The sequence below is a fragment of the Aeromicrobium choanae genome, assembly GCF_900167475.1.
GTDB lineage: Bacteria > Actinomycetota > Actinomycetes > Propionibacteriales > Nocardioidaceae > Aeromicrobium > Aeromicrobium choanae.
Map to the genome: position 1 here is coordinate 3,227,660 of NZ_LT796768.1, position 16,023 is coordinate 3,243,682.

At 71.1% G+C, this 16,023-nt stretch carries 18 protein-coding genes; 9 read left to right on the forward strand and 9 right to left on the reverse strand.

All coding sequences use genetic code 11. From position 1 onward, the window contains the following. The first annotated feature begins 20 nt into the window (after positions 1-20). Together B5D60_RS15690 and B5D60_RS15695 are read left to right on the forward strand one after the other, a co-directional pair. Complete coding sequence (locus B5D60_RS15690; RefSeq protein ID WP_078701027.1) at positions 21-1,601, forward strand: hypothetical protein; 1,581 nt, start codon at positions 21-23, stop codon at positions 1,599-1,601. After that, positions 1,598-2,239 carry a phosphoribosyltransferase gene (locus B5D60_RS15695; protein WP_197684345.1) on the forward strand — a complete coding sequence of 214 codons (642 nt, stop codon included), beginning with the start codon at positions 1,598-1,600 and terminating at the stop codon, positions 2,237-2,239. The genes B5D60_RS15690 and B5D60_RS15695 overlap by 4 nt, the downstream gene beginning before the upstream one ends. A gap of 42 nt (positions 2,240-2,281) precedes the next feature. On the opposite strand, the gene B5D60_RS15700 is transcribed toward B5D60_RS15695, so the two are convergent. Beyond that, positions 2,282-3,094: an ABC-2 transporter permease gene (locus B5D60_RS15700; protein WP_078701028.1), complete on the reverse strand. Its 813-nt coding sequence runs from the start codon at positions 3,092-3,094 to the stop codon at positions 2,282-2,284. After that, positions 3,091-4,011, reverse strand: a complete 921-nt coding sequence (locus B5D60_RS15705; RefSeq protein WP_078701029.1) for an ABC transporter ATP-binding protein — start codon at positions 4,009-4,011, stop codon at positions 3,091-3,093. The genes B5D60_RS15700 and B5D60_RS15705 overlap by 4 nt, the downstream gene beginning before the upstream one ends. A gap of 143 nt (positions 4,012-4,154) precedes the next feature. Here B5D60_RS15705 and B5D60_RS15710 point away from each other — a divergent pair, with 143 nt between their 5' ends. Further along, on the forward strand, positions 4,155-5,156 hold the full coding sequence (locus B5D60_RS15710) for an epimerase (protein WP_078701030.1): 1,002 nt from the start codon (positions 4,155-4,157) through the stop codon (positions 5,154-5,156). On the opposite strand, the gene B5D60_RS15715 is transcribed toward B5D60_RS15710, so the two are convergent. Genes B5D60_RS15715 through B5D60_RS15725 form a run of 3 tightly spaced genes read right to left on the reverse strand, consistent with a single transcriptional unit; the run spans position 5,153 to position 8,537 of the window. Continuing rightward, positions 5,153-6,064, reverse strand: coding sequence for an HAD family hydrolase (locus B5D60_RS15715; RefSeq protein ID WP_078701031.1), 912 nt, complete (start codon positions 6,062-6,064; stop codon positions 5,153-5,155). The two genes, B5D60_RS15710 and B5D60_RS15715, sit on opposite strands and share 4 nt — an antisense overlap. Beyond that, positions 6,061-7,011: a formylglycine-generating enzyme family protein gene (locus B5D60_RS15720; RefSeq protein WP_231948909.1), complete on the reverse strand. Its 951-nt coding sequence runs from the start codon at positions 7,009-7,011 to the stop codon at positions 6,061-6,063. Before B5D60_RS15720 ends, B5D60_RS15715 begins: the two co-directional genes overlap by 4 nt. Before the next feature lie 23 nt (positions 7,012-7,034). Continuing rightward, positions 7,035-8,537, reverse strand: a complete 1,503-nt coding sequence (locus B5D60_RS15725) for an arylsulfatase (RefSeq protein WP_078701032.1) — start codon at positions 8,535-8,537, stop codon at positions 7,035-7,037. 140 nt (positions 8,538-8,677) lie between these two features. Between B5D60_RS15725 and B5D60_RS15730 the strand changes: the two genes are divergently transcribed. The 3 genes from B5D60_RS15730 to B5D60_RS15740 all read left to right on the forward strand — a co-directional run bounded on the left by B5D60_RS15730 (position 8,678) and on the right by B5D60_RS15740 (position 11,595). Further along, positions 8,678-9,502 (forward strand): bestrophin-like domain, encoded by an 825-nt coding sequence (locus B5D60_RS15730; RefSeq protein WP_078701033.1) that lies wholly within the window; start codon positions 8,678-8,680, stop codon positions 9,500-9,502. 81 nt (positions 9,503-9,583) lie between these two features. Further along, complete coding sequence (locus tag B5D60_RS15735; RefSeq protein ID WP_153303064.1) at positions 9,584-10,225, forward strand: hypothetical protein; 642 nt, start codon at positions 9,584-9,586, stop codon at positions 10,223-10,225. After that, complete coding sequence (locus B5D60_RS15740) at positions 10,222-11,595, forward strand: glutamate decarboxylase (protein ID WP_078701035.1); 1,374 nt, start codon at positions 10,222-10,224, stop codon at positions 11,593-11,595. Before B5D60_RS15735 ends, B5D60_RS15740 begins: the two co-directional genes overlap by 4 nt. A 9-nt stretch (positions 11,596-11,604) precedes the next feature. Here the strand turns inward: B5D60_RS15740 and B5D60_RS15745 are convergent, their stop codons facing one another. Then, positions 11,605-12,348, reverse strand: coding sequence for a gamma-glutamyl-gamma-aminobutyrate hydrolase family protein (locus B5D60_RS15745; RefSeq protein WP_172806392.1), 744 nt, complete (start codon positions 12,346-12,348; stop codon positions 11,605-11,607). Next, a complete protein-coding gene (locus B5D60_RS15750; protein WP_078701037.1) occupies positions 12,345-12,959 on the reverse strand; it encodes a dihydrofolate reductase family protein in 615 nt (204 codons plus the stop codon). The genes B5D60_RS15745 and B5D60_RS15750 overlap by 4 nt, the downstream gene beginning before the upstream one ends. Before the next feature lie 87 nt (positions 12,960-13,046). Between B5D60_RS15750 and B5D60_RS15755 the strand changes: the two genes are divergently transcribed. Beyond that, positions 13,047-13,637: an MOSC domain-containing protein gene (locus B5D60_RS15755; RefSeq protein ID WP_078701038.1), complete on the forward strand. Its 591-nt coding sequence runs from the start codon at positions 13,047-13,049 to the stop codon at positions 13,635-13,637. Here the strand turns inward: B5D60_RS15755 and B5D60_RS15760 are convergent, their stop codons facing one another. Continuing rightward, entirely contained in the window at positions 13,638-14,105 is a 468-nt protein-coding gene (locus B5D60_RS15760; protein WP_078701039.1) for a PPOX class F420-dependent oxidoreductase, read from the reverse strand. A gap of 33 nt (positions 14,106-14,138) precedes the next feature. On the opposite strand from B5D60_RS15760, the gene B5D60_RS15765 reads away from it, so the two are divergent. Together B5D60_RS15765 and B5D60_RS15770 are read left to right on the forward strand one after the other, a co-directional pair. Further along, complete coding sequence (locus B5D60_RS15765) at positions 14,139-14,537, forward strand: NUDIX hydrolase (RefSeq protein ID WP_269456864.1); 399 nt, start codon at positions 14,139-14,141, stop codon at positions 14,535-14,537. Positions 14,538-14,568: 31 nt separating this feature from the next. After that, a complete protein-coding gene (locus B5D60_RS15770; protein WP_153303065.1) occupies positions 14,569-15,213 on the forward strand; it encodes a dihydrofolate reductase family protein in 645 nt (214 codons plus the stop codon). 1 nt (position 15,214) lies between these two features. Here B5D60_RS15770 and B5D60_RS15775 read toward each other — a convergent pair whose 3' ends face one another. Continuing rightward, positions 15,215-15,973 (reverse strand): ZIP family metal transporter, encoded by a 759-nt coding sequence (locus B5D60_RS15775; protein ID WP_078701041.1) that lies wholly within the window; start codon positions 15,971-15,973, stop codon positions 15,215-15,217. Positions 15,974-16,023 lie beyond the last annotated feature (50 nt).

Below are 16,023 nucleotides of genomic sequence, written 5' to 3' on the forward strand. Positions count from 1 at the left end.
ACCCGGGAGGGTGAGGCATCATGCCGGCACGGCCGCCGATTCCACGCGAGGTGCGGATCCGCGACGAGCCACGCCGTCCCGAGGACGATCCGACGCTCGGCGTCACCCTGACGACCGTCGCTCCGGAACGACCTGCCCTCCACCGGCTCGTCACGGTGGGGGACTCGCTGACGCAGGGATTCATGAGCGGTGCGATCCACCGCACGGATCTCAGCTGGCCGGCGATCGTGGCGTTCGAGCTGGGGCTGGGCGCCAGCGAGTTCACCTTTCCGACGTACGAGTGGCCGACGGGTCCCGGCGGCCTGCCCGTCGACCTGGAGCGGCTGGCGCGGGAGTTCGACCGGCGGTTCGGCAGCGGCCTCGACCTCCTCGAGGGAGTCCGGGCCGCTCCGTGGCTGCGTGACCGCATGGACGACATTGAGGACTACTGGGAACGCGGCGCGGGGTCGCGGGAGCCGGAGGACGGCAGCCCGTTCCACAACACGGGCGTCTACGGCTGGGACGTCCTCGACCCGTTGGTGACCACCGAGGCCAGGATCGAGAAGCTGCTCGCGGCGAGACCCTCCGACGACTTCCTCGCCCAGTTAGTGGAGCACCACCGCGCCCGCGCCGCCCGGCCGATCCTGCACCGCGCCGCGGGCGCGGACCCCCGCCGTACGGTGCTCGACTCGGTGGCCGACCTCGCCGGCGGCGAGGGTGTCGAGACCCTCGTGGTCTCCCTGGGGTCCAACAACGCCCTCGGCACGGTGGTCTCGCTGGAGATCGCGTGGACGCCGGCCCCCTACGCGGAGATGACGCTGGCACAGCGTCGTGACGCCCGGGCCGAGGCGAACCTGTGGCGTCCCAGCGCCTTCCGGGCCGACTGGGCGGACCTCGTCGCACGACTCCGGACCATCGAGGCGCAGCACGTCGTCGTGACCACGATCCCCTCGGTCACGATCGCGCCGATCGCCCGGGGCACCCACGAGAAGGTACGCCCTGACTCCCGCTACTTCCCGTACTACACGCGTCCCTGGATCACCGACGAGGACTTCGACCCTCGGCACGACCCGCACCTGACGGAGGACGAGGTCCGTGCCATCGACTCGGCGATCGATGCCTACAACGAGACGATCATCGCGTCGGTGCGCGCCGCCCGCGAGGACGGCCTCGACTGGTACCTCTTCGACCTGGGTGGGCTGCTCGACCGGCTCGCCACCCGCCGCTACGTCGACAGCCCGTGGGCCCGGCCAGCCTGGTGGGAGCAGTACGAGCTGCCCGGGCCGCTTCAGCAGCTCGACCCCGTGCCGAACACGCGGTTCTTCCGTGCCGGGCCCGAGGGCCGCACCGACGGCGGGCTGTTCTCCCTGGATGGCGTCCACCCGACGACGATCGGCTACGGGATCCTCGCCCAAGAGGTCATCCGGGTGCTCCGCCTCGCCGGGGTGGAGTTCTTCGACCGCCAGGGCAAGCGCCGCGCGGATCCGGTCGAGATCGACTTCGACCGGATCCTGGGCGCGGACACGCTGGTCTCCGACCCACCGGCCTCGATCACCAGCTCCCTCGGTCTGCTCGGCTGGCTCGACGACCGGCTTGGCTGGATCACCCGCTTCCTGCCATGAGGCTCCGCTCCGTCCTGCCGTTCGCCGACCGAGTCGACGCGGGTCGGCGGCTGGCGCGGCAGCTCCAGCACCTGGCCGCGCCGGACGTCGTCGTGCTCGGCCTCCCGCGCGGGGGAGTGCCCGTCGCGTTCGAGGTGGCTCGCGCGCTCGGCGCGCCGCTAGACGTCATCGTCGTGCGCAAGCTCGGCTTCCCCCTCCGACCGGAGCTCGCGATGGGCGCGATCGGCGAGGGCGGCTGCGAGGTGATCGACCGAGCAGAGGTCGCCCTCCAGGGGGTCACCGACGAGGAGGTCCGGGCGGTCGAGCGCCGGGAGCGCGACGAGCTGGAGGCCCGGGTCCGGAGGCTGCGCGGCGATCGCGATCGGATCGACCTCACGGGTCGCACGGCGCTGATCGTCGACGACGGCATCGCGACGGGGGCGACCGCGGAGGTGGCGTGCCGGGTGGCGCGCCTCCAGGGTGCGGCGCGCGTGGTGGTCGCGGCGCCTGTCGCACCGCGCTCGGCCGCGGACGTGCTCGATGCCGCCGACGCCCTGGTGGTGGTCGAGTCGCCCGAGCCGTTCCGGGCCGTTGGTTGCTGGTACAGCCGCTTCGAAGCGGTCACCGACGAGGAGGTCGCCGCACTCCTGGGCGCATGACGAGGGCCCCGGGTCGCCCCGGGGCCCTCGTGGTGCTTCGCGTCACTTCACCTCGGACCTCAGGAGCGCCCGGGTGCCGATCAGCAGCGGGACGACCAGCCAGATGACGGCCGAGACGCCGAGCTGCGTCCACATCTCGCCGGTGAGGCTCTCGTCGAAGAGCCGCATCGTCGCCCAGTTCAGGTCGAACCACGCGCCGTTGTCCGCCCACCACTGGTTCGTGCTGGCCAGGGCGCTGGACGCGCCCGGCAGAACGAGGGAGTAGACGAAGTACGCGACGATCGCGCCGGGGGAGTTGCGCAGGACGATGCCCAGCATCAGGCCCATCAGCATCCCGATCTCGTTGGCCAGGATGATCTGCGCGAACTCGCCGACGGTGATCGTCCACGTGGCGTCGACGCCGGCGATGGACGTGCCGACGACGTTGCCCACGGCACCCACGGCGCCGGCGATCAGCATCGAGACCGCGCCGATGACGACCGTGATGACGGCCTTCGCCGCGAGCACCCGCCCCCGGTGGGGGACCAGGGTGAACGTGGTCAGCGCCGTCCGCTGGCTCCACTCGCTCGAGACCGCGAGGATCGCGATCATCGGCAGGATGACCGACATCGGCGCCCCGACCGCACTGGCGAAGTGCTCGTAGGTGAGGTCCTCGGAGTCCACGAAGATCAACGTCGCGACGGTGGCGATCACCGAGAGCAGGACGACGCTGGCCATCAGCCAGAAGCCCGACCGCGTGTCGAACATCTTGCGCAGCTCGACGCGAAGGATCCGCGTGAACGGGATCCGTGCGGGCACGGTGCGCGGCTCGCGGGGTGCGACCCCGGTGGTGCCGGAAACGATCGTGGTGCTCATGCTGCTGCTCCTTCGGTGCGGTGCTGGACGCTCTCGCGCTGGGTGTCGGCCGTGAGGGACAGGAACATCTCCTCGAGGCGGGCGCCGTCGGCGGCACGCAGCTCGAGGAGCGCGATGCCCGCGTCGAACGCGACGGTGCCGACCGTGGTGAGGTCGGACTCCGCGAGCACGGCGCCGCCGGAGCTCGGGGTGGCCGTGATGCCCGCGGCCTGCAGGGCCGCCGCGAGGGCGGTTCCGTCCGCGGCCCGGACGAGGGTGCCGGCGCTGGCCAGCAGCTCGTCCTTGGTGCCCTGGGCGACGATCCGCCCGTTGCCGATGACGACCAGGTCGTCGGCGATGACCTCGATCTCGTGGAGCAGGTGCGACGAGAGCAGCACCGTGCCGCCGTCGTCCGCGAAGCCCCGGAGCAGGTCGCGCATCCACCGGATGCCGGCCGGGTCGAGGCCGTTGGCGGGCTCGTCGAGGATCAGCACCTCCGGATCGCCCAGGAGCGCGGTGGCGATGCCGAGTCGCTGGCGCATGCCCAGGGAGTAGTTGCGCACCCGGCGACCCGCCTCGTCCGGCGTGAGGCTGACACGCTCGAGCATCGCGTCGACGCGCGATCGGGGCAGGCCCATCGTGAGGGCGGCGATCGTCAGGATCTCGCGGCCGGTGCGGCCGGCGTGCTGGGCCGAGGCGTCCAGGAGGACGCCGACCTCGCGGCCGGGATCAGGCAGGTCCTCGAAGCGGCGACCGAGGACGTGGACGTCGCCGCTGCTGGGCGGCGTGAGTCCCACCATGACGCGCATGGTGGTGGACTTGCCGGCGCCGTTCGGCCCGAGGAAGCCGGTGACCCGGCCCGGCGCGGCGATGAAGGTGACATCGTCCACGGCGGCGTGCGAGCCGTAGGACTTGGAGAGGGATTCGACGGTGATCATGTCGAGTAGCGTCGCGGTCCGGGCCCCTCGAGCACATCGGGCGCGACCCCGAAGGTCGCCCTGACGTGACCCTGAGCACACCCGGGGGACGACGCGCGTGTTCCTCAGGGCGGCGCGCGCCGCCGAGCCGCTAGCGTGCGGGCATGACAGTGCGGGAGCGAGCCGTCGTCGCCGGGTGGAACGGGTTCATCGGGCACCGGCTCGTCGAGGACCTCACGGACCGCGGGTACGACGTCGCGCGCGTGGGGCGCAGTGGCCCGGCCGCCACGTGGTCGGACCCGGCGGGGCTCGCGCGACTGGTCGACGGCGCGGCACTGGTGGTCAACCTCGCCGGCAAGAGCGTCGGCTGCCGGTACACCGACGCGAACCGCGCCGAGATCCTCCGGTCCCGGGTGGAGACCACGAGGCAGCTGCGCGAGGCCATCGCGGCCGCGCACGAGCCGCCCCGCCTGTGGCTCAACGCCAGCACCGCCACGATCTACCGCTACGCGATGGACCGTCCCCAGACCGAGTCCGAGGGCGAGCTCGGCACGGGGTTCTCGGTCGACGTCGCGCGCAGCTGGGAGGACGAGCTCTTCGAAGGTGACCTGCCGGGCACGCGTCGGGTGGCGCTGCGGATGGCGATCGTCCTGGGCGGTCCGGCGTCCGACCTGCTCGGACGCGTCGCGAGGCTCGGCATCGGCGGGCCGCAGTACGACGGCCGCTGGTTCCAGCACCGGCGTTACCGGGGGATCGGGGCGAAGCCCACCGGGGGAGCGGTGCCGATGCACCACTCGCATGGGCGGCAGAGGTTCTCGTGGATCCACATCGACGACGTCCTCGCCTCGATCCGGTTCATCGAGGAGCACTCCGGGATCGAGGGCCCGGTGAACCTCTCGTCGCCGAAGCCGAGCGACAACAGGACGCTGATGGCCGAGCTGCGCCGCGCCGTCGGCATGCCGATCGGTCTGCCTGCCACGCGGTGGATGCTCGAGCCCGCGATGTGGGTGCTGCGCAACGAGTCCGAGCTGCTGCTCAAGAGTCGCTGGGTCCTGCCCGAGCGACTCGAGTCGGCCGGCTTCACGTTCCGCTGGCCCGACCTGCGGCCAGCGCTGGACGACACGGTGGGACGACGCCGTCACCGCGTGCGGCCGACGGCGGACTAGGGGAAGACCTCGGCCCAGTCCCGGGCGATGCTGGCCACGGTCCAGCCCCGGCGGTGCGCGACGTCGGTGATCGGCTCGGTCGGGGTCGCGCTCTCGCCCGTGCCGGGATAGGAGAACTCCCGCTCCTCGTCGTCGTGATCGACCAGCAGGGCCAGCGACGGGCCGTCGGCCGTCTCGGCCCACGTGAGCATCTCGCGGTCGCCGGAGGTGTTTCCCGCGGCGAACACCGGACGGCGGCCGAGCTGTGCCTGGATGTGGCTCACCTTGTCGGGGCCGTCGTTGAGGGTGCCGGAGACGCGGTTCGTGCGCGTGAGGACGGGGCCGCCCTCACCATCGGCGAAGTCGTACTCGATGAGGGTGCCCACGACGCGCTCCGGGTCCACCCCGTAGAGCTCCTGGCTGACGGCACGCACGAACTCGGTCCCGCCACCGGTGACGACGGCGATCGCGAACCCCCGCAGGCGCAGCTCGTCGACGAGTTCGAGCATGGGGCGGTAGACGGTCGAGCGGTGAGGGCGGCCGAGGGCAGGGTTCGCGGCCGCGGCCATGAACTCACGCACGAGGACCTTGAACCGGTCGGCCGGCAGGCCCGCGAAGAGTCCGGTCAGGGCCATCGCGATCCTCGGCAGGCCGACCTGCTCGAGAGCCGCCGCATCACCGGAGAGGACGGCGGAGAACTCCGGCGTGGTGCCGAGCGCGGGATCGGTCTGCACGCGCTGCTGGAGGTGGTGCAGCAGGAACTCCAGCTGGATGTAGCGCGGGCGCTCGCACCACAGCGTGCCGTCGTTGTCGAAGCAGGCCAGTCGGTCCTCCGGAGGGATCTGGCCGCTCGCCTCGAGGAAGGCGAGGATCTCGTCCCGCGCCTGCCCGGGCCTCCAGCTGGGCAGTGCCGCACGTTCTTCGGTCATCCTTCGGCTCCCGTCGGGCTGTCTCGTCGGACGCACCTGAACCCCAGGTGGCTCGTGCCCGTGTCGACCATCTGCGGCCGGCGGGCGGCCGGCCGGTAGCGACGGCAGTACGTGTCGGCGCACAGGTGCGAGCCGCCCTTGACGGTCCTGCGAGCGATGCGGAACTGGGGCTGGGCGGCGTCGTAGCTGGTCTCCACGGCGCCACCGCGTGGATCCTGAGGGACGCAGCACGCGCTGGCGGCGTCGTCGGGATGGACGGCCGTCCACCAGTCCGAGGTCCACTCCCAGACGTTCCCCGCCATGTCAAACAGGTCGTAGCCGTTGGCCGGGAAGCTGCCGACCGGTGACGTGCGCTGCCACGGGGTGTCGCCGGAGCGGCGCCACGGGAAGTCCAGACCCTCCCACGTGTTGGCCATGACCCGACCGCCCGGCCGGGCCTCGTCGCCCCACGTGTAGGCGGCGCCCTCCAGCCCGCCGCGCGCGGCGAACTCCCACTCGGCCTCCGTCGGCAGGTCGGCACCGGCCCAGTCGGCATAGGCCTGCGCGTCCGCGTGCGATACGTGGACGACGGGGTGGTCCTGGCGCCGCTTGACCGAGCTGCCGGGGCCGGACGGGGCGCGCCAGGAGGCACCCGGCGTCCACATCCACCACTGACTGATGTGTCGCAGGTCGACCGGCCCCGGCGTCGGTGTGAACACCAGTGAGCCGGGCTGGAGGTTCGCCGCGGGTGCGTCGGGGAAGTCCGCGGGATCGGGCGGACGCTCGGCCTCGGTCACGTAGCGCGTCTCGCGCACGAACGCCGCGAACTGCGCGTTCGTCACCGGCGTCCGCTGGATGGAGAAGGGACTCACCCGCACGCGGTGCGTGGGCGCCTCCTCGGGATAGTGGTCGTCCGACCCCATGGTGAACAGCCCGCCGGGCAGGCCGACCCACGAATCCGTGGTCACGGGCATGACGGTGCGCACCGGCGTCAGTGGCTTCCGATGCCGGCCTGCAGCTTCGCCATCATCGACGTGATGCTGAAGTCGGCGGGCTCCTGGCGGGGCGGGAACTCCTTGAGCGTCTGGAGCATCCGCGCGACGAAGGCCTGCGCGGGGATGACGGCCCACGCGTGGTCGAGCAGCCAGTCGTAGTAGGTGTTCGACGTGATGTCGGCGCGCTCGTACGGGTCGGTGCGCAGGTTGAAGATCTTTGGCACCCGCAGGACGGTGTAGGGCTCGGCCCACACGTTGAGCGTGCCGGGGGAGCGCTGCTCGAGGAAGACGAACTTCCAGTTGTCGAACCGCAGCGCCGTGAGGTCACCGTCGTCGGAGACGTAGAAGAAGTGCTGGCGTGGACTGGCCTCGGCCACGCCGGTCAGGTAGTCGAGCTGGTTGTGGCCGTCGAGGTGCACGCGGTAGGTGGTCCCCGCCAGGTTCGCGCCCTCCCTCAGCCGCTCGGCCACGGAGTCGTCCCCGGCCGCCGCGAGCAGGGTCACGAACCAGTCGTTGTGGCTCACGATCCCGTTCAGCACCTGCCCGGCGGGGATCCGACCGGGCCAGCGCACCATGGCCGGCACCCGGTAGGCGCCCTCCCAGTTGGAGTTCTTCTCGTTGCGGAAGGGTGTCATGCCGGCGTCGGGCCAGGTGTTCATGTGAGGGCCGTTGTCGGTGGAGTAGATGACGATCGTGTCCTCGGAGAGGCCCTGGGAGTCGAGGAACTCCAGCACCTCGCCGACGAGGTCGTCGTGGTCGCACATCGTGTCGTGGTAGGCCGACTGCCAGCGGCCCGCCCTGCCTCGACTGCCGTCCTTGATGTGCGTGCGGAAGTGCATGTGCGTCGTGTTGAGCCAGACGAAGAAGGGGGTCGCGGCCTCCTGCGCGTCCGACATGAAGCGCAGCGCCTCCGGCAGCACCTCGTCGTCGATCGTCTTCATCCGCTTCTTCGTCAGCGGACCGGTGTCCTCGATGCGCTGGCCACCCTCGCCGTCCGCCCAGGCGTGGATCACACCGCGGGGACCGAAGTTCTTCCGGAAGTCGGGGAACTCGGCCGCGTCCGGGTAGTCGTCCAGCTCGGGCTCCTCCTCGGCGTTGAGGTGGTAGAGATTGCCGAAGAACTCGTCGAAGCCGTGCTGCGTGGGCAGGAACTCGTCGCGGTCCCCGAAGTGGTTCTTGCCGAACTGGCCGGTGGTGTAGCCCTGCTCCTTGAGCGCCGTGGCGATCGTGGGGTCCTCGGAGCGGAGTCCGATGTCGGCACCCGGCATGCCCACCTTGGTCAGGCCCGTCCGGTACGGGTTCTGGCCGGTGATGAACGCCGCGCGTCCGGCCGTGCAGCTCTGCTCGCCGTAGTAGTCGGTGAACCGGGCGCCCTCGGCGGCGATGCGGTCGATGTTCGGGGTGCGGTATCCCATCATCCCGTCGCTGTAGCAGCTGAGGTTGCTGATCCCGATGTCATCGCCCCAGATGACGAGGATGTTCGGCCTGCTGTCGGGCATGGGTCCTCCTGCTACGCCGTCACGTCGTGCTCGCGACGCTACGTCGAGCGGAACGCTCCCACCTCACCCGCATCGGGTGAGGACGGAGGCCGGCTCGCGCCCTAGCGTCGGGAACCGTCCGGACGTGCGGGAGGCCCACGGTGAACGTGCTCGCGGCAGTCGGGGTGCTCGCCCTCCTCACGGCGGCTGCCGCCGCGCTCATGCTCTTCGCCCGCACCCGGGCGCCCGAGGGAAGCCGGTTCTCGGACGGTGACCGGGCCTCGGGTGTCTTCGGTGCCGTGGCCACGGGGTTCTCGGTGCTTCTGGGCTTCCTGATCTTCCTGGGCTTCAGCTCCTACGACGCTTCTCGCCAGGGAGCCGAGACCGAGGCCGTCCTGGTGCTGCAACAGGCACAGACCGCGCAGTTCATGGCGCCGACGGTCGCGGCGGACCTCTCCGGGGAGCTCGTCTGCTACGCCCGTTCGGTGGCCACCACGGAGTGGGACACGCTGGACGAGGGTCGACTCGGCGAGCGGGTGAACCCCTGGGGTGCCGAGCTCTTCCTGACGATGGTCGACGTCACGCCGGGGACCGCGACCGAGCAGTCCGCGTACGACCGGTGGATGGACCAGACGGCCGCCCGGGAGGAAGCTCGCCTGGCACGGGTGCACGGTGCCGAGGGGATCGTCCCCCTGCCCCTGTGGATCGCCCTCGGTGTGCTCTCCCTGGTCCTGCTGGGGTTCATGCTGCTGTTCGCCGACCCGGCCGAGGGGGTGGGAACCCAGGTGACCCTGATCGGGAGCGTCACGGTGGTCATGGGTGCGCTGGTGATGCTGCTGGTGTTCTTCGACCACCCGCACGGTGCCGGTCTCGGGCGCCTCCAGCCCACGGCCATGGAGCGCACGATGCGACTGCTCGACACCGAGTTCGAGGTGGCGGGTGTCACGGTGACGCCTCCGTGCGACGGGCGTGGACATGCACGCTGAGCGGTCGTCTCATCCGTCCTGGGTGATGGCCCCACCCGGGGTGGCACGGACGATGGAGTGCGGAGCGAGGGGGACGGACCCATGGCAGATGTGCTGTCGGCGCGGCGCGCGGTTCGGCTGAACCTCCTGTCCGCCGGCTCCTTCGTCTGCGGCGGCTCGCTCTTCGCCGCGGGCGCCGCGCTGGCGCAGCGGGACCCGGATGAACCACGCGTCGCCGCCGTGACGTACCTCGTCGGTGGGTTCTTCTTCAGTCTCGGCGGCTTCCTCTCGGTGCTGCTCGCCGGCCGGGCCCGCTCGCGCGCCCGGCTCAGCGCGGTGGTGCTCTTCGTCGGGACCCTGTTCTTCGCCGTGAGCCTCGTCGCCGCCTTCGCCAGCGGGCTGACTCCGCGGCAGTCGAACGGCTGGATCTGGTTCCCCGACATCATCGGCTGCGTCTGCTTCCTCGCCTCGGGGCACCTCGCCCTGGTCGACGTCGGCGACGGCCGATGGGTCGTGCGCCCCGGCGTCCTGACCTGGTGGGTCGCGGCCGTGAACCAACTCGGCTCGGCGTTCTTCTTCCTCGCCGGACTCGCTGCCTTCATTCGCCCCGCGACCGACCAGGTGGTCAACGCGGGACTGGTCAACTGGGGGACCTTCGCCGGCGCGGTCTGCTTCGTCGGCGGCGCGGTCCTCCAGGCCTTCGACACACCCACTTCGACACGAACGGCTGGTCTGGTCACATGACACTCGACAACACGCAGGCACAGGCGCTGTACGGCAACCGCTTCGCGACGGAGCGGGCCCCCGCGACCGTCTTCCCCACGAGCGGGATGGTCCCCACCGACGCGTTCCGGCTCCTCGAGGAGGACCTGAGCCTCGAGGGCGACCCCCAGCGCAACCTCGCCACCTTCGTCACCACCTGGATGGAGCCTGAGGCGCAGCGGATCATCGCCGAGAACCTCCACCGCAACTTCATCGACCACGCCGAGTACCCGATCTCGGCCGAGATCGAGCAGCGGTGCGTCCGCATGCTCGCCGATCTGTTCAACGCGCCGGGGGAGACCACCGGCTGCCGCACGCAGGGGTCGTCCGAGGCGATCATGCTCGGCGCCCTGTCGCTCAAGTGGAAGTGGAAGCAGCGCAGGGAGGCCGAGAACGCGTCGACCGACCGTCCCAACCTCGTCTTCGGTGCGGACGTCCATGTCGTCTGGGAGAAGTTCTGCCGGTACTTCGACGTCGAGCCACGGATCGTCCCGCTCGCGGAGAACAAGTACACGATCGGGCCCGACGACGTGGCGCCGCACCTCGACGAGAACACGATCGGCGTCGTCGGCGTCCTCGGCACGACGTTCACGGGCCACATGGACGACATCGCCGGCATGAACCAGCTGCTCCTGGACCTGAAGTCGGAGCGTGGCCTCGACATCCCGATCCACGTGGACGGAGCCAGCGGCGGTTTCGTGTGGCCGTTCCTCTACCCCGACACCCGCTGGGACTTCCGGCTGGAGCAGGTCAGGTCGATCAACGTCTCCGGTCACAAGTACGGCCTGGTGTATCCCGGCATCGGGTGGCTCGTGTTCCGCGAGACCGCCGACCTGGCCGAGGACCTCGTCTTCTACGAGAACTACCTCGGCAAGACCGACGCGACCTTCACGCTGAACTTCTCCACCGGCGCGGCCATGGTCCTGGCGCAGTACTACAACTTCGTCCGCCTCGGCCGCGAGGGCTACACCTACGTCATGCAGCAGATGAAGCAGAACGCCACGGCCTTGGCCGAGAACCTGAAGGCGGGCGGTCGCTTCGAGGTGATCGGGTCAGACCTCGAGCAGCTCCCGCTCGTGGCGTTCCGCCTGAACGGCGACCACGAGGGCTACGACGAGTCCGACGTCTCGTGGCAGCTCTCCGCGGAGCGCGGCTGGATGGTGCCGGCCTACACGCTTCCCCCCGACGCGGAAAAGGTGAAGATCATGCGTGCGCTGGTGAAGGAGACGATGAGCCGCGAGCAGGTCGAGCGGCTCACCCGGGACATCGCCGAGGCCTGCACGACCCTCGACGCCAAGGGCGGCGCACATCACCGCGAACGCCAGCAGACGAAGATCGGCACCGGCTTCTGAGGGATGCGGTCAAGCCGGGCGGACGACGGGAGCCTGTTCGGTGAGGCGTCGCAGCAGGGCTCCGAGCTGCCCGTCGGCCGTCTCGGCGTGCTCCGGGTGCCACTGCACGGCCGTGATCGGGGCGGTCTCGTGCACGAGCGCCTCGATGACACCGTCCGCGGCGCGCGCCGCGACGACGAGCCCGTCCCCGAGCCGGTCGACCGCCTGGTGGTGGGCGCAGCGCACGTCCTGCGAGGCGTCCACCGAGGCACCGAGGCCCTGGTGCGTCACCGTCACCCGAGTCCGGACGAAGTGGTCGTCGCCCGCGGCACGGTGCAGCTGCGGGGAGGTCAGGTGCGGCACGAGGGACCCGCCCAGGGCGACGTTCAGCACCTGGAGGCCTCGACAGATTCCCAGCAGCGGCGTTCCTGCCTCGAGGCACCGGTGCACCGCGTCGATGTGGGCACGGTCCGCGTCGGGCTCGTGGTGCCCCGATCCCGGGTACGTGGACGGCCCGCCGTAGAACGCGGGATCGACGTCCTCGCCGCCCATGAGGACGACCGCGTCGGCCCGGTCGACCAGATCGGCGGTGACCGTCGGATCGACCTCGGCCGAGGCGACCGGCACGACGTCCCACCCCAGGTGCTCGGCCACCCGGATCGTGGGCGCGTTCAGCGCGTCGAGGGCGACCTGGAACGTGGGGTCGTGGGGGCGCCGGGTGCGCAGGTGCAGCATCGCGAGCATCGGTCTCGCGGGTTCGGTCGTGCTGGTCACGGCGCCAGCGTAGGCGTGCTGGCGTCCCATGTGCGGAGCGAGGGCCGGTAGGTCAGCTCCACCGTCCGGCCGTCGAACGTGCGGGTGTCGACCAACTCGAGGTCGAAGTCACCGGCTCCGCCGAGGACCGGCCGCTCACCGGTCTGCCCGGTGATCACGGGGAAGACCGTCAGCTGCACCACGTCCACCAGGCCCGCCGCCATGAGCGCCCAGTTCAGCGTCAGGCTGCCGTGCGAGCGCAGCGGCACGTCGGACTCCTGCTTGAGACGCGTCACGATGTCGACCGCCTCGCCGTGCGCCACGGTGACGTCCAGCCAGTCGGGCTGGGGGTCGACGGTGGACGAGACCACCGTCGCGGGCATCCTGCGCATCCGTCCCACCCACGAGTCGTCGATCTCGGGCCAGTCCTCGGACGCGGCGAACATCTCCACGAACTCCCGGAAGGTGGTGCCACCGAAGACCATGCGCGTCTCGTCGGAGTAGAGACGGTCGCGGTGTTCGACGAACTCGGGCCCCTGCTTGCCCCAGTAGCCGCCCCAGTCGCCCGGCGGTCGGTAGGAGCCGTAGCCGTCGACGCTGGCGAAGACGTCGAAGGTGTAGGTCGCGGTCATGGGTGCCTCCGGTGGGTGCGTTCCTGACTCCGAGTGTGCGCCCAGCGCGGCCCGAACGGCCAGCCTCGCCTCTGGCAGCATGGTCCCGTGCCCCAGCCTCGCGTCGTTGCCGTCAGCCGCGACGACCAGCACCGCTTCAGCAAGGTGCCGGTCGACTCGATCACCCTCGTGACCGGCCACGGCGTCGAGGGCGATGCCCACGCGGGCGCATTCGTGAAGCACCGGTCCCGCGTGAAGCGCGATCCCCACCAGCCGAATCTGCGCCAGGTGCACCTGCTCCACTCCGAGCTCTTCAACGAGGCGCGCGACCACGGCTACGAGCTCGGCCCCGGCGACCTCGGCGAGAACGTCCTCACCGAGGGCGTCGACCTGCTGGGACTGCCCACCGGGACGATGCTGGACCTCGGGGGCCCGGTGGTGCGCCTCACCGGCCTGCGCAATCCCTGCGTGCAGATCAACCGCTTCCGACCCGGACTGATCAGGGTCGTGCTGGCGAAGGCCGACGGCACCCCGGCGACACGACCGGCGCCATCGACCGGATCGACACGCCCCTCCGCGCCGGTGATCCGCAAGGCCGGCGTCATGGCGGTCGTGGTGTCCGGCGGCGAGGTCGCTCCCGGCGGCTCGATCACCGTCACGCTCCCGGCCGAGCCGCACACGCCGCTGGCTCCCGTCTGACTAGTCCTTCACGAGCCGGGCCGGGAAGCCGCCCGTGGCGATCGGTCCCCACGAGGTCGGCGTGATCCGGATGAGGCTCTTGCCCTGGTCGAGCATCGCCTGCCGGTACTCGTCCCAGTCGGGGTGCTCGCCGGAGATGTTCCTGAAGTACTCCACGAAGGCGTCGAGCGCCTCGGGCACGTCGAGGACCTCGGCCGTGCCGTCGACCTGCACCCATGCGTCGTTCCACTCGTCCGACAGGACGACCACGCTCACCCGCGGGTCGCGGCGGGCGTTGTGGGCCTTCGCGCGCTCGGGGTAGGTCGAGATCACGAGGCGGCCCGAGTCGTCGACTCCTCCGGTGACGGGGGAGGCCTGCGGGCTGCCGTCCGCGCGATGGGTGATGAGGATGAATCGGTGGCGCGGGCGCACGAACTCGAGCAGCCCTGCGAGGTCGACGCGGGTGGTGGTGGCGATGGAAGGCGGCATGGGATCACGCTACGCCCGCGAGATGATGAGGGCGTGCCCGAACCGCCCGTCCTCGCCGCGAGCGCCGTGATCGTCGAGGACGGCCGCATCCTGCTGGTCCGGCGGGGCCGTGACCCGGGCCGCGGGCTGTGGTCGGTGCCGGGCGGCAAGGTCGAGCCGGGGGAGTCCCTCGAGGCCGCGTGCGCCCGTGAGGTTCTCGAGGAGACCGGCCTGACGGTGACGGTCGGCCACGAGCTCTGGCTCGTCCGGCTCCCCACCGGGGACGGTCGCGAGTTCGAGATCCACGACTTCGCCGCCACCGCCACCGGCGGGACCCTGCTGGCCGGCGACGACGCGGACGACGCGGCGTGGTTCCCCCTCGAGCAGCTGGCCGACCTCCCGCTCGTGGACTCACTCCTCGACCACCTGCGGCGGGTGGGCCTAGTGTCGTGAGCCAACCGCTCGACCTCACCGGAGGTGGCCCGTGGCCCCGATCGTCCGAGTCCAGAACTTCATGCTCTCCCGCGACGGGTTCGGCAGCGGGGAGGGCCAGAGTCTCGAGCGTCCGTTCGGGCACGCCGATCCCGCGGTCCTCGCCGGCTGGATGCTGGCGACCGCCCACTGGCCGGGGCGCCCCGAGCCGGGCGGCACCTACGGCCTCGACGACTACTTCACCCGCGACTTCGCGAACCACGTCGGCGCGGAGATCATGGGACGCAACAAGTTCGGGCCGCAGCGGGGGCCCTGGGAGGACCACGACTGGCGGGGCTGGTGGGGAGACGAGCCGCCGTTCCACACGCCCGTCTTCGTCCTCACGCACCACGAGCGTCCGTCCTTCGCGCTGGGCGACACCACGTTCCACTTCCTGGAAGCCACGCCCGAGGACGCCCTGGCTCGAGCCATGGAGGCTGCCGACGGGAAGGACGTCCGCATCGGGGGAGGCGTCGCCACGGTGCGCGAGTTCCTCGAGGCCGACCTGATCGACACGCTGCACGTCGTCGTCGTGCCCACCGAGCTCGGACGGGGCGAGCGCCTGTGGCACGGTCCCGAGGACCTGCTCGGCCGCTTCCACCATGAGCAGGTCCCCAGCCCGAGCGGGGTGGTGCATCACCTGTTCTGGCGGCGCTGAGTCAGCCCGCCCGCGAGATCGTGAACGCGCACAGGAAGCCGATCGTGGCCAGCAGGCCCACGTAGAGGTGCGTGCGCTCGAACGCCTCGGGGATCATCGTGTCGGCGACCATGGCCAAGATGGCGCCGGCGGCGCTCGCGGTGATGGCGGCGATCGTGGTGGGCGAGGCGTCGTCGAGCAGGAGGCAGCCCGCCATCGCCGCCAGTCCGCTGGCGAGCGCGATCCCGCCCCAGACGCCGAAGACGTAGCGTGCCGACCGGCCGCTGCGCTTCATGCCCGCGGCGCTGGACAGTCCCTCGGGGAGGTTCGAGACGAAGATGGCCGCCAGCACGGGCACCCCCACCCCACCGCCGCTCACGAGCGTCAGCCCCAGCACCACCGACTCGGGCACGCCGTCGAGCAGCGCGCCGATCGCGATGGCCGTACCGCTGCCCGCCTGCTCGTCCTCGGACGCCTGCTCCTCGCCGGAACGCTTCCGGTGGCGGGCGCCGTACCGCGCCAGCACCAGGTTCGCGCCCACGTAGACGAGCGCGCCGGCGAGGAAGCCGAGCACCGTGGGGGTGAGCCCGCCCAGCTCCTCGGCCTCGTCGACGAGGTCGAAGGACAGTGCCGAGATCAGCACGCCGGCGCCGAAGGCCATGATCGAGGCCACCACGCGACGCGGCACGTCCACGAGCCACGCGACGGCCGCGCCGATCACCAGTGCACCACCGGCCAGCAGACCCCACAGGCCCGCCTCGATCCAGACTGGAACGTCCATGCCCCGATGATGTCAGCCGAATCGCCCCGGTGAGCCTCTCCGGGCGCATG

What these genes read in the sequence shown, in the direction of transcription:
- B5D60_RS15690 (WP_078701027.1), top strand. Translation starts at nt 21, where the DNA reads ATGCCGGCACGGCCGCCGATTCCACGCGAGGTGCGGATCCGCGACGAG.
- B5D60_RS15695 (WP_197684345.1), top strand. Translation starts at nt 1,598, where the DNA reads ATGAGGCTCCGCTCCGTCCTGCCGTTCGCCGACCGAGTCGACGCGGGT.
- B5D60_RS15700 (WP_078701028.1), bottom strand. Translation starts at nt 3,094, where the DNA reads ATGAGCACCACGATCGTTTCCGGCACCACCGGGGTCGCACCCCGCGAG.
- B5D60_RS15705 (WP_078701029.1), bottom strand. Translation starts at nt 4,011, where the DNA reads ATGATCACCGTCGAATCCCTCTCCAAGTCCTACGGCTCGCACGCCGCC.
- B5D60_RS15710 (WP_078701030.1), top strand. Translation starts at nt 4,155, where the DNA reads ATGACAGTGCGGGAGCGAGCCGTCGTCGCCGGGTGGAACGGGTTCATC.
- B5D60_RS15715 (WP_078701031.1), bottom strand. Translation starts at nt 6,064, where the DNA reads ATGACCGAAGAACGTGCGGCACTGCCCAGCTGGAGGCCCGGGCAGGCG.
- B5D60_RS15725 (WP_078701032.1), bottom strand. Translation starts at nt 8,537, where the DNA reads ATGCCCGACAGCAGGCCGAACATCCTCGTCATCTGGGGCGATGACATC.
- B5D60_RS15735 (WP_153303064.1), top strand. Translation starts at nt 9,584, where the DNA reads ATGGCAGATGTGCTGTCGGCGCGGCGCGCGGTTCGGCTGAACCTCCTG.
- B5D60_RS15740 (WP_078701035.1), top strand. Translation starts at nt 10,222, where the DNA reads ATGACACTCGACAACACGCAGGCACAGGCGCTGTACGGCAACCGCTTC.
- B5D60_RS15750 (WP_078701037.1), bottom strand. Translation starts at nt 12,959, where the DNA reads ATGACCGCGACCTACACCTTCGACGTCTTCGCCAGCGTCGACGGCTAC.
- B5D60_RS15760 (WP_078701039.1), bottom strand. Translation starts at nt 14,105, where the DNA reads ATGCCGCCTTCCATCGCCACCACCACCCGCGTCGACCTCGCAGGGCTG.
- B5D60_RS15775 (WP_078701041.1), bottom strand. Translation starts at nt 15,973, where the DNA reads ATGGACGTTCCAGTCTGGATCGAGGCGGGCCTGTGGGGTCTGCTGGCC.